The 12082-nt window shown below is 62.6% G+C and carries 8 protein-coding genes; 5 read left to right on the top strand and 3 right to left on the bottom strand.

Annotated features, from left to right (window positions below; all coding sequences use genetic code 11):
* Positions 1 to 34: 34 nt before the first annotated feature.
* The gene (gene secA / locus ACX80Z_RS01370; protein ID WP_459314687.1) at positions 35 to 2776 is read left to right on the top strand and encodes a preprotein translocase subunit SecA; all 2742 of its coding nucleotides are present in this window, start codon (positions 35 to 37) and stop codon (positions 2774 to 2776) included.
* 3 nt (positions 2777 to 2779) lie between these two features.
* Here secA and ACX80Z_RS01365 read toward each other — a convergent pair whose 3' ends face one another.
* Both ACX80Z_RS01365 and ACX80Z_RS01360 read right to left on the bottom strand, forming a co-directional pair.
* A complete protein-coding gene (locus ACX80Z_RS01365) occupies positions 2780 to 3256 on the bottom strand; it encodes an Rv3235 family protein (RefSeq protein ID WP_459314686.1) in 477 nt (158 codons plus the stop codon).
* A 16-nt stretch (positions 3257 to 3272) separates the two neighbouring features.
* On the bottom strand, positions 3273 to 4007 hold the full coding sequence (locus tag ACX80Z_RS01360; protein ID WP_459314685.1) for a LysM peptidoglycan-binding domain-containing protein: 735 nt from the start codon (positions 4005 to 4007) through the stop codon (positions 3273 to 3275).
* A gap of 154 nt (positions 4008 to 4161) precedes the next feature.
* Between ACX80Z_RS01360 and ACX80Z_RS01355 the strand changes: the two genes are divergently transcribed.
* Positions 4162 to 4713 (top strand): hypothetical protein, encoded by a 552-nt coding sequence (locus ACX80Z_RS01355; RefSeq protein ID WP_024476744.1) that lies wholly within the window; start codon positions 4162 to 4164, stop codon positions 4711 to 4713.
* A 5-nt stretch (positions 4714 to 4718) separates the two neighbouring features.
* On the opposite strand, the gene ACX80Z_RS01350 is transcribed toward ACX80Z_RS01355, so the two are convergent.
* Positions 4719 to 4958: a helix-turn-helix domain-containing protein gene (locus ACX80Z_RS01350; RefSeq protein WP_024476745.1), complete on the bottom strand. Its 240-nt coding sequence runs from the start codon at positions 4956 to 4958 to the stop codon at positions 4719 to 4721.
* A gap of 225 nt (positions 4959 to 5183) precedes the next feature.
* Here ACX80Z_RS01350 and ACX80Z_RS01345 point away from each other — a divergent pair, with 225 nt between their 5' ends.
* From ACX80Z_RS01345 to ACX80Z_RS01335, 3 genes are read left to right on the top strand one after another with little or no spacing between them, the layout of a single operon-like run.
* Positions 5184 to 5843 (top strand): hypothetical protein, encoded by a 660-nt coding sequence (locus ACX80Z_RS01345; protein ID WP_459314683.1) that lies wholly within the window; start codon positions 5184 to 5186, stop codon positions 5841 to 5843.
* Positions 5840 to 7213 carry an AAA family ATPase gene (locus ACX80Z_RS01340; protein ID WP_459314682.1) on the top strand — a complete coding sequence of 458 codons (1374 nt, stop codon included), beginning with the start codon at positions 5840 to 5842 and terminating at the stop codon, positions 7211 to 7213. Before ACX80Z_RS01345 ends, ACX80Z_RS01340 begins: the two co-directional genes overlap by 4 nt.
* A gap of 24 nt (positions 7214 to 7237) precedes the next feature.
* On the top strand, positions 7238 to 12082 hold the full coding sequence (locus tag ACX80Z_RS01335; RefSeq protein WP_459314681.1) for an NAD-glutamate dehydrogenase: 4845 nt from the start codon (positions 7238 to 7240) through the stop codon (positions 12080 to 12082).

Here is a 12082-nt window from a genome sequence, read left to right as displayed (position 1 = left end):
GATTTCGGCGCACCTAGATTGGGAGCAAATACCAGTGCCATCACTTCTTGAACGAGTCCTCCGCACCGGCGATAAGAAGACACTGAAGAAACTCCGAAATTATGCTGACGCCATTAACGTCCTGGAGGACGAGTTTCGCGAGATGAGCGACGACGACCTCCGGGGGGAGGCCGACAAGCTCAAGCAGCGTTATGCCGACGGTGAGACACTCGACGCGCTACTGCCCGAAGCGTTCGCGGCCGTCCGTGAGGCATCGGCGCGCACGCTGAAGCTGCGGCAGTTCGACGTACAGCTGATGGGCGGTGCGGCCCTGCACCTGGGCAATATCGCCGAGATGAAGACCGGTGAAGGTAAGACGCTGGTCGCCGTGGCCCCCGCCTTCCTGAACGCGCTCACTGGCAAGGGCGTTCACATTGTCACCACCAACGACTATCTCGCCGAGTACCAGTCCGAGCTGATGGGACGTGTCTTCCGGTTCCTCGGGATGACCAGCGGTTGCATCCTTTCCAAGCAGGATCCCGCGACCCGCCGCGAGCAGTACAACGCCGACGTCACTTACGGCACGAACAACGAATTCGGGTTCGACTATCTGCGCGACAACATGGCGTGGAGTGCGTCCGAACTGGTGCAGCGCGGCCACAACTTCGCCATCGTCGATGAGGTTGACTCAATCCTGATCGATGAGGCGCGTACCCCGCTGATCATTTCGGGACAGGCCTCCGGGGACGTCAACAGGTGGTACACCGAGTTCTCCAAGGTGGTCAAGAAGCTCACCAAGGACACCGATTATGAGGTCGATGAGAAGAAGCGCACGGTCGGAGTGCTCGAAGACGGTATCGAAAAGGTCGAGGACTACCTCGGAATCCAGAACCTCTACGAATCGGCCAACACCCCGCTGATCGGGTTCCTGAACAACGCCATTAAAGCCAAGGAGTTGTTCAAGAAGGACAAGGACTATGTGGTCCTCAACGGTGAGGTCATGATCGTCGACGAGCATACCGGCCGTATTCTCGCGGGGCGGCGCTATAACGAGGGTATGCACCAGGCCATCGAGGCCAAGGAGGGTGTGGAGATCAAAGCCGAGAATCAGACCCTCGCCACGGTCACCCTGCAGAACTACTTCCGGCTCTACGGAAAACTCGCGGGAATGACCGGTACAGCCGAAACTGAGGCCGCCGAGTTCATGGCCACGTACAAGCTTGGGGTCGTGCCCATCCCCACCAATCGGCCCATGGTGCGTGCCGACCTGTCGGACCTGATCTACAAGAACGAGATTGCCAAGTTTGACGCCGTCGTCAAGGACATCGTCGAACGCCATGAGACTGGTCAGCCGGTCCTGGTGGGTACCACCAGCGTGGAGAAAAGCGAGTATCTTTCGAAGCAGCTCGCGAAAGCTGGCATCCGGCACGAGGTGCTGAACGCCAAGAACCATTCGCGTGAAGCCTCGATTGTGGCCCAGGCCGGCCGTAAGGGGGCCGTCACGGTGGCGACGAACATGGCCGGTCGTGGCACCGACATCATGCTCGGCGGCAACGCCGAGTTCAACGCCATCGCCGAACTGGAAAAGCGGGGGCTGAGCCCGGCGGAAAACCCCGACGAGTATGAGAACCAGTGGCCCGACGCGCTGATCGCCGCCCGGGACTCGGTCGAGGCAGAGCACAACGAGGTCCGGGAACTAGGTGGCCTGTATGTGCTCGGCACGGAGCGCCACGAATCGCGTCGTATCGACAACCAGCTCCGCGGTCGCTCCGGACGCCAGGGCGATCCCGGGCGGTCGCGTTTCTACCTGTCGCTGACCGATGACCTGATGCGGCTGTTCAACTCCGGTGCAGCCGAACGAATCATGAATTCGTCAACCATGCCCGACGACGTCGCCCTGGAGTCCAAACTGGTCTCCAAAGCAATCGAGAGCGCTCAGGGACAGGTGGAGGGACGGAACGCCGAGCAGCGCAAGAACGTCCTGAAGTACGACGACGTCCTCAACCGTCAGCGCGAAGCCATCTACGGGGACCGGCGCCGCATCCTCGAGGGCGGTGACCTGCATGAAAAGGTCAGTTTCTTCCTGGAAGACGTCGTGACAGCGATGGTTGATGAAGCAACAGCCCAGGGACACGGCGATGACTGGGACTACGAGCAGCTGTGGACCAACCTCCGTACGCTCTACCCGATCAGCCTCACCATTGACGAGGTACTTGACGAAGCTGGCGGCCCGTCCAAGGTCACCCGGGATTTTCTTCACGCCGAAATTCTGTCGGACGCGAAGGTCGCCTACCAGGCCCGCGAAGAGGCCCTGGGGGAGCAGACCATGCGCGAACTGGAACGCCGGGTGGTCCTTTCGGTTATCGGTCGGAAATGGCAGGAACACCTGTATGAGATGGACTATCTCAAGGAAGGCATCGGACTGCGGGCGATGGCCCAGCGCGATCCGCTGGTCGAGTACCAGCGTGAAGGGTTCATCCTGTTCCAGGCGATGATGGAAGCGATCCGGGAGGAAAGCATCGGTTTCCTGTTCAACCTGGACGTTGAGGTAGCTGCTCCCGCGCCCACCGGGCTCCCAGGAGTGGCTGATGGTCGGGGCCTGGTGCAGGGCCCAACCATCAAAGCAGCCGGCCTCGACGCCCCGGAAAGGCCAGCAACCCTGAACTTCTCGGCGCCGAACGCGCAGGGCGAGGTCGAAACGCGGGTGGAGCGGCGCTCCGGTACGGCGAAGACGGCCGAAGCCAATGGCGGCAACCGGGCCGAAGCCCGTGCGGCTTCGAAGCGCAAAAAGAAGTAGCACCTAGCCGATCTCGAGGGCAGTCACCCTCCAGTGCCCGCGTCGTCGCTCCAGTCTGAGAGCGACGGCGCGGGCTCTGTGGTTTTCACAGGCAACCGCGGACGCTTCGTAGACGGTTTCAGTGATGCGACAGATCCGCACGGAGCGCACCGAAACATTCCGGTGCAGCAGATGGTCGGGGCGCCCAGTGGATGCGCCCCGGTTGAGGCTACGGACCAGATTGGCGCGAAGTTGGAGACGTTCGTAGCTGGGCGGATCCAGCCATTCGGCCAGCTGCTGCAGTGGCCGGGAGCCACCGAGGACTTCGAGGGATGCCTGCACCACTGAACGGGTGATGCGTTGTACCTGGGTTGCTGCAGCGAGCTCCTCAATGGTTGGTGTGGGGGCAGAGACCTGGCGATCGGGACCGGACCCGGTGAGTGAACCGGAGGTCGGGTCGGGGGCCAGGGGAGGACGGACTAGTTGGGCCTGGGTTAACATGATGCTCCTGGCGTGGCTACCGCGCGGTGGGAGGGACCCGGAGCAACTGGCCGGGAATGAGTAGATGGGGATCGTCGCCGATCACTCCACGATTCTCGAGATGCCATCGCGGCCAAGCGTCGGCAATCTCGACATCTGTGGCGAACGGTCCGAGGTGGGCCGCAGCGATAGTCCACAGCGAATCACCGGGGCGAACGGTGATCACCGGAAGGCCGGAATCCGTGCCCGCTGGTGCCGGAGCACGAGTCTGGCCCCGCAGCAACGGGAGACCGTCGACGGGTGCCGGGAGAGGTTTCCACTGTGGTCTGACGGTGGGCGGTTCATCCCGCCGCGGCTCCGCACCGGATGTAAGTACCGAATCGCCCGGGGCAGACACGATCGGCGCAGTGAGTAGGCGACCTGGAAGTTCTCCGCCCAGCGCCGCCGGTACTCCGCTGAGAACGTGCAGACCCACCATGGCGGCGGCAAGCCTTCGCATGAAGCCAGGGGTGAAAAGCCCAGCCACCCTTGCAGCCTTTCGGAAGCCCGCTCCTATCAGCAGCTCACTCAAAAGGGCGAGAGCCAGCGTAACGACCCACCACCCAACCACCAGCACCCCAGCGCTGGCCGCTGCCAGGCCGAGCAGCCCTTCAATTCGCTGGTACCCGATGAGCGGTCCGGCGTTGGCTAGAATCACCTGACCGCACGCGTAAAGCCCCACCCCCAGCAGCAGGATGCTCGCTGCAACAGCTTTTTCGCTGAAAGTTTTCACCTTTTCTCCTGAACGCTGGGCTACCGTCAGTAGGTTGTTTGTTGTTGTTTGATGTTGTTTAGGCTTTATTAAATCTGTATAGGTAGTTTGTACACCTTAATGTTGTTTGGTGTCTATCCTTGACCCGGCTTGCAGAGAGTCCTAGGCTGGCCCGGTGCGGTGGGAATCCTTGTTCCAGGACCTTGAGGCCCAGTTCGCTGCGGCCCGCTTGATCGCCGTGGAGGGCGAAATTACCGAGCGGTCTCGACTGGAATTTGCGGCTCTTACGGCGATGGACCGCATCCGGGGACAGCAGGGTGTCACCCTGCGAATTCGGACTCCCAGCGGAGCCTTGTTCAGTGGCGTCGTCCGGCAGGTCGGATCTGAATGGCTAGTATTGGCGACCGGATCCGGCGCCGCGATGATTCCAGCCATCGCGCTGAGTACCGTCGAGGGTATGGGCAGACAGGCCGTCGCCGAGCCCTCCGTGGTGGCTACGAGGCTGGGATTAGGCTCTGTCTACCGGGCCTTCGCCAGGGACCGAACCCTGCTCACGCTGCAGCTTGCTATTGGTGGGGTTCGGTTAGACGGCACTATTGACCGGGTGGGGAAGGACTTCCTTGAGCTCGCAACGGTGCCGCTCGGGGAACAGCGGCGCAAGGGCAGCGTCGCGGGTGTGGTCCTGATTCCGTTCAGTAACGTTGAGGCGGTGCTGTCCCGCCCCTGATAGCACTAGTGAGTGCTATCTTCCCGGGCGTGGCCGAAAGAGCTCTCCCGCACCGCGGCGGCCGACTTTTGATAGGCGCGGGCGATGAATTCTTCGAGGATGTGAGATTCCACCCGCCACTGACCGCGGCCACCGATCTGGATGGCCGGTAGCTCCCCGGACCGGACCAGGGCGTACGTCTGAGACGACGAAATGTTCAGCACCTCACCAACATCAGCGAGGGTTAGGAACCTCTTCTCGGCCACGTCTTCCGCCTTTCGTCCCATGTTTCGCAGGACCTTTGCACCTTCGATACCGCTGACTTCCAATCTTGCCATCACCGCCCGCGATTTCACCGGATTATCCACAGTTTGGAAGCATTTGGCTCCAAAGGATTTATTTTGCGGCAGTCGTCCACGAGAATTGCTGGATCAGGTCAAAAATATCCGGGGGCTGGACGGTTGGGCGGCCGGAGTCTGTAGGAGGCCATCGTGAGCCTATTGGCAGTTACCCCGGAACGAGATGAGCCCCCGGTCCGGTTGAGGAAGCCGTCGTGGAAGGATCCGCGGCTCCTGGTAGGCGTCCTGCTTGTGCTGGCGTCCATCGCCGCTGTTACCGCCGTGGTGGGCAGCGCCGATCAAACCACCGGCGTCTACGCGGCCCGCTCGGATATACCAGTGGGTGCGGTGGTAACCTCCGCCGACCTGACAGTTGTTGCGGTGCGGTTGGATGATCTCCAGCTGGCCTATCTCGGGGTCGATGAGGGGGTCCCCGAAGATGCAGTTGCCACCCACTTGCTGCGGGCGGGTGAGTTGGTGCCGCGGGCCGCCCTGGGCGCCGCCGATGAGCTGGACCGCAAACCAGTGGGCCTGACCATTGACGATCCGCTGCCGGCCGGAACCGCCACCGGGTCACGGGTCGATGTCTGGGTGTCGCTTGAGGGGGAGGGGGGCACCTGGGAACCCCCTACCCAGTTACTGGAAGCTGCTGAAATCTCGGAGTTGACGGTGTCCGAGTCAGCGCTCGGCGGGGGAACTGGATCAACCCTGGTTCATGTTCTCGTAGGCGACGAGACGCTACCCGAGCTGCTGGCCGCACTGCTGAACGAGGCGCGAATTGCCATCGTCCTCAACCCTGGCGGCTCGCCGTGAATCTCCCCGTGGTTACTGGCGGGAGCGCTGCCCGGGAGTGTGTCACCGGGTTGGAGAACCTGCGGGGCCCGGTCACGGTGGTCCGTTGGTGCAATAACCTCGCGGAGGTCATCGCGGTATGCCAGACCGGGCTTGCGCGCGCAGTCATCCTGTCGGCGGACGCCGGGGAGCTGACCTCTTCACTGATCGATCGGTTCGATAACGCAGACGTCGTCGTCGTCGCCCTGGCTGACGACGACGACAGCCGGAGCCGCCTCGAAGCGCTGGGCATTCGCCACACAACAAGCGATGTTGCTGCCGTCACCCTCGCATCAATAATTGAAGCAGCCGTGGAGGCTGCCGGTGATCAGCAGCGTGGCTCCCGCAGCCTGCAGGCCGGTGGGATGTCCTACACCGATCCCACGCCTGCGCTCGATTCCGACGTCGATCCCGAGGGCTCCCCCACGGCGGAGGTGACGGCTACCGGCACCGGGGAGATTTTCGCGGTCTGGGGGCCGGCGGGGTCGCCCGGCCGCACCACGGTGGCAGTGAATCTTGCGGCCGAGCTCGCGGCTGACGGACGGTCGGTGTTGCTGATCGATGCGGATACCTATGGAGCCAGCGTTGCTGCATCCCTGGGCCTCCTCGACGAATCTGCAGGAATTGCGCAGGCCTGCCGGCTCGCGGATCAGGGGTCGCTTGACCGGGCAGGGCTACGCCGGGCCATCACGGTGGTAGCAGTGCGGGGCTCTCGGCTTGGCGTCCTGACGGGCGTTACCCGGGCCGACCGCTGGACCGAACTGCGGCCGGCGGCGCTGGCCCGGGTGCTTGAGCTCGCTCGTGAAGTTGCCGATGTGACGGTTATCGATTGCGGGTTCTGCCTTGAAACTGATGAGGAGTTGAGTTTCGACACCGTCGCACCCCGCCGGAATGCGGCCACGCTCTGTTGCCTGGAAACGGCCGACACGATCTTCGCCGTGGGCGCGGCAGACGCCGTCGGGCTGCCACGCCTGGTCCGTGCGCTCGCGGACCTGACAGCTTCCGTGCCGGGAACTGTCCCACGGGTGGTCCTGAACAAGGTTCGGGCGGCCGCCGTCGGCCGGGGACCGGAGCGTCAGCTCCGCGAAGCCTGGGACCGGTTTGGTCCAGCTCAGCAGGTGGAAGCCTTCCTGCCAGCGGACTTCACCACCGTCGACGCCGCGCTTCTGGGAGGTTCAGTGTTGCTGGAATCTGCACCCCGATCACCCTTACGCGAGGGGATCGCAGCGCTTGCCGGTGTACCGATTGAACAACTGCGGCGCTGGCCATTTGGAGCAGGCCACAACGAAGTGAAGTTTTCCCGCAACGGCGTTAGGCTCATGGGTAACGGGCCGCAACGGAGCGGCCTTTAATATTCGTTTTATGGAGGCGTTTTCATGTCGTCTGGATCCAGCATGACGGACCAGCCAAGTTCCGACACTTCTACCGGAGAGTTCATCAGTCACTACTATGAACATCTCGCTGAAGAGGACGCCAAGGCACACACAGCTGAAGCGCTCAAAGAGCGCGCCCTGCGACACCGTGGCCTCGCCGAAAACCGCCAGGTTGGTGAAGCGGCGGTAGACATCTTTGACCAGTCCGACGCCAGCGTCATCATGATCGTGACCGATGACATGCCGTTCCTGGTTGACTCGGTGGCCGCCGAGCTGGTGCGCCATCAGGTGGCCATCCGGCTCGTCATGCACCCCACCTTCATCGCCACCCGGGACCGGGCAAGTGCGGCGCTGCACAAATTGCAGCGGGTACCGTCCTCGGCAGGCGTGTCCAGCGGTGATACAGCAGCTCTGCCCAACGTCTCACACTTGATCGCCGACGGCGACGTTGCAGCCCACATCGAGTCATGGATCGCCGTCGAAGTAGGCCGGATCCTCGACGACAACCGTCGCCAGAAAATCATTGCCGGGCTGACCAACGTTCTCGGCGATGTACGCGCAGCGGTAGAAGACTGGCCCGCCATGCGCAGCAAGGTCCGCGAGATCGCCGCGTCCCTCGACTCTGTTCCAGGTGGCGCCGACATCCCCGACCTTGACCAGGCCCGGGAGTTGCTTACCTGGCTGGATGCCGGAAACTTCACCTTCCTGGGGTTCAAGGAATATGACCTCCTGACCGACGACGACGGCCAGGACGTTCTGCGGATCGCAGACGGGAACGGCCTGGGGCTGTTGAGGCACCCCGTCGGCGGACGTCAGGTCCAGCAACTTACCAGCGCCGGCAAAGCCAAGGCCAGGGAGAAGCGAGCCCTGGTCATCACCAAGGCGAACTCCCGCTCGACGGTCCACCGTGCCGCCTACCTCGACTACATTGGCGTCAAACGATTCGATGCGCAGGGGAACGTCAACGGCGAACGCCGGTTCATCGGACTCTTCGCGACCAGTGCGTACACCGGCTCGGTGCGCGGCGTGCCGATTGTGCGTGACAAAGTCAATGCTGTCCTGTTGCAGTGCGGCTTCCCACCCGACTCGCATTCGGGCAAGGATCTCCTGTCCATTCTCGAGACCTACCCGCGCGACGAGCTTTTCCAGATCGAGGTCCAGGACCTGATCACGACGGCGATGGGGATCCTGAAGCTCCAGGAACGTCGCCGTACACGGCTCTTTCTGCGACCAGACATTTACGGCCGATTCATGTCGGCACTGGTCTTCCTGCCACGTGACCGGTACACCACCGGGGTGCGCCTGCGGATTGAGCAGGAACTGCGACAGACTTTCAAAGCCGAATCCATCGACTACGAGGCGCGGATCAGCGAATCTGCCCTTGCGCGGCTGTTCTTCCGTATCAGGCTGCCGCGGGGCGTTGAGGTTGCACCGGTGGAACCGGCAGCGCTTGAGCAACGGCTGGTGGGCGCCGCCCGGTCCTGGTCCGAAGGTATCGATGAGGTGGTCCGTGGACGGTTCGACCGGCGGACTGCCGAGGACGTCTCGGGTTTGTGGGCTGAAGCTTTTCCGGCCAGCTACCGGGTCGACTACGAGGTGGAGGACGCCCTTCAGGACATCGAACGTTTTGAACGGTGCGAGAAGAACTCCCCAGCCGCGCCGGTCATGCACGTGTATGTTCCCGAGGGAGCAGGCGAACGACTGGAGGAGGACGCCCGACTAAAGCTCTACCTGACGGAGCCCAAAAGCCTGAGTCAGATCCTTCCGTTCCTCCATAACCTCGGACTCGAGGTGCTGGATGAACGCCCCTTCGAGGTTGAGCGCTCCGACGGCAAGGAATTCTTCCTGTATGACCTGGGCCTGAAGTACCCGGCGGGCATTGACCCTGTTCGCACCGGCCGGCTGCTCGAGGAATCGTTCGCCGCAGCTGTGGCTGGGTCTTCCGAGTCTGACCCGTTCGACCGGCTGGTCCTTCGCGAAAACCTCCACTGGCGCCAGGTGGTGATCCTGCGCAGCTATGCCAAGTACATGCGGCAGATGGGCAACACCAACTCCTACGGTTTTGTCGCGGACACCCTGCTCGCCAACGCAGCGGTCAGCCGCGCACTGGTGATGCTCTTCGAAGCCCGGTTCGACCCCGACCTCAGCGAAGCCGAACGGGAGTCACTCACCGACAGTGCGCGGGCCACCCTGGAGTCCGGGCTGGAACAGGTTCCCACGCTCGACGCCGACCGGGTCCTGCGCACCTTCGGAAACCTGATCGGCGCAACCCTGAGAACCAATTACTTCCAGGACAAGCGCCACGTCAGTTTCAAGTTCGACACCTCGGCCATCGACGGGGCACCCCACCCGCGGCCCAAGTTCGAAATCTGGGTGTACTCACCGCAGGTCGAAGGTGTCCATCTGCGGTTCGGCAAGGTCGCCCGCGGAGGGTTGCGCTGGTCTGACCGTCGCGAGGATTTCCGGACCGAGGTGCTCGGTCTGGTGAAGGCGCAGACGGTCAAGAACGCGGTGATCGTTCCGACTGGCGCCAAGGGTGGTTTCTTCGCGAAGCAGCTTCCCAATCCTGCGGTGGATCGTGCTGCCTGGCTGGCTGAAGGACAGGCAAGCTACCGCACTTTCATCCGGGCATTGCTCGATATCACCGATAACCTGGTGACAGGCGAGGACGGCGAAACCGTCGTCCCTCCGCCCCGCGTGGTGAGGCATGACAGCGACGACAGCTACCTGGTGGTGGCAGCTGATAAGGGCACAGCCGCGTTCTCCGATATCGCCAACGAGCTATCGGCCGAATATGGTTTCTGGTTAGGGGACGCCTTCGCCTCAGGCGGGTCGGTCGGCTACGACCACAAGCAGATGGGCATCACGGCCCGCGGCGCGTGGGAATCGGTGAAACGGCACTTCAGCGAGTTCGGCGTCGACACCCAGGCCGAAGAGTTTACGGTGGTGGGCGTCGGCGACATGAGCGGTGACGTCTTCGGTAATGGCATGCTGCTGTCCGAGCACATTCGGCTCGTTGCGGCGTTTGACCACCGGCACATCTTCCTCGACCCGACCCCAGACGCGGCAGCATCATTCGCCGAGCGGAGTCGGCTGTTTGACCTCCCACGGTCAAGCTGGGAGGACTACGACGCGGCACTGATCAGCGAGGGCGGTGGGATCTACCCACGGCAATCCAAGACTGTGCCCATCTCGGCCCAGGTACGTGCGGCTCTTGGGCTGGATGAGTCAGTAACCACGTTGAGCCCGCCAGAGCTGCTCCGTGCCATCCTCTGTGCGCCGGTGGATCTCCTGTACAACGGCGGCATTGGCACATACGTCAAGGCATCCAGCGAAACCCATGCAGAAGTCGGGGACAAGGCCAACGACGCGATCCGCGTCAATGGCAACCAGTTGCGTGCCCGGGTTGTGGGTGAGGGCGGAAACCTTGGGATGACCCAGCTGGGGCGCATCGAGGCTGCACTGGCTGGTGTGGTGCTCAACACCGACGCGATCGATAACTCGGCAGGCGTCGATTGCTCGGACCATGAGGTCAACATCAAGATCTTCGTTGACCGGATGGTCCGGACTGGTGCGCTACCCGCGGCGGAACGCGCTGAATTCCTGCACTCGATGACTGACGAGGTAGGACGGCTGGTCCTGAAAGACAACATCGACCAGAACGTTCTGCTCCTGAACGATCGGCAGCGTGTTCTGGAATGGAGCCCCAGCTTTGAACGCCTCATGGATTGGCTGGAGACGAACGCGGACCTGAACCGGGAACTTGAAGCGCTGCCCACCACGCAGGAACTGCGGACTCGCGTGGAGAGCGGACAGGGGCTTACCTCACCCGAGCTGTCGGTGCTGGCAGCCTACGTCAAGATTGAACTGACCAAGGCCCTCACCAATAGCGATCTGGCCGACGACCCGTGGTTCGGCAGCACTCTGAGGGAGTACTTCCCCAAACAGCTGGCAGAGCGCTTCGACAGCCAGCTCGATACTCACCCGCTGCGGCGCGAGATTATCTCGACGGTGATCGCCAACGACATGATCAACCTGGGCGGTATCACGTTCGCTTTCCGGGTGATGGAGGAGACCTCGGTGTCAGGGCCGGTGATTGCCCGGGCGTTCGTTGCGCTGCGCGAAATCTACGACCTCGATGCTTTGGTGGACGCGCTGGGCGAACTTCCGGCGAGTTTCCCGACCGAACGATGGTCAGCCGTGCATCTGGACATGCGTCGGCTACTCGACCGGGCCGTCAGGTGGTTCGTCAACAATGTCGGGCAGGGCACGTCAGTGGCCGACGACATCGAGACATTCAAGCCGCTGATGGACCCGCTGCGCACCCATCTTGTTGACTACGTGCGTGGGAGGGACAAGGAGCGGGTCAACGAGTGGTTTGCCCGCGCAGAAGAGTGGGGTTTGCCGGACGATATTGCCCGGCACTGGGCCGAACAGTTCGAGTCTTTCGGTCTGCTCGATGTCGCCCTGATCACCCAGCAAATCGACGAACCAGTCGAACGCATTGCGCAGGTCTACTACGCCGTCTACGACAGGTTTGCTGTCGACAACCTGTTGGAGCGGATTACCACCCTTCCGCGCAGGGACAGGTGGCAGGCACTGGCCAGGGCAGCATTACGGGACGATCTGTACTCGGCGATTGCCGATATGACCGTCTCGGTGATGAAGGCTTCGTCGAGCATGGAGGGGGCAGAAGCAGGGGATCGGCTCGTCGCCTGGGAACAGCAGAACGCCGAAATGCTTGAGCGCGCCCGACACATGTTCGCCGAGATCAACCGCCTCGAACGCGACGACATGGCGTCGCTGTCGGTTGCGCTCCGGTTGCTCCGGTCGATCGTCCGACGGTAG

Source organism: Arthrobacter sp. TMT4-20 (assembly GCF_054510775.1).
The sequence above is the reverse complement of the archived record's forward strand: the minus strand, read 5'-3'. Positions and strand labels throughout refer to the sequence as shown.

What these genes read in the sequence shown, in the direction of transcription:
- ACX80Z_RS01365 (WP_459314686.1), bottom strand. Translation starts at nt 3,256, where the DNA reads ATGTTAACCCAGGCCCAACTAGTCCGTCCTCCCCTGGCCCCCGACCCG.
- ACX80Z_RS01335 (WP_459314681.1), top strand. Translation starts at nt 7,238, where the DNA reads ATGTCGTCTGGATCCAGCATGACGGACCAGCCAAGTTCCGACACTTCT.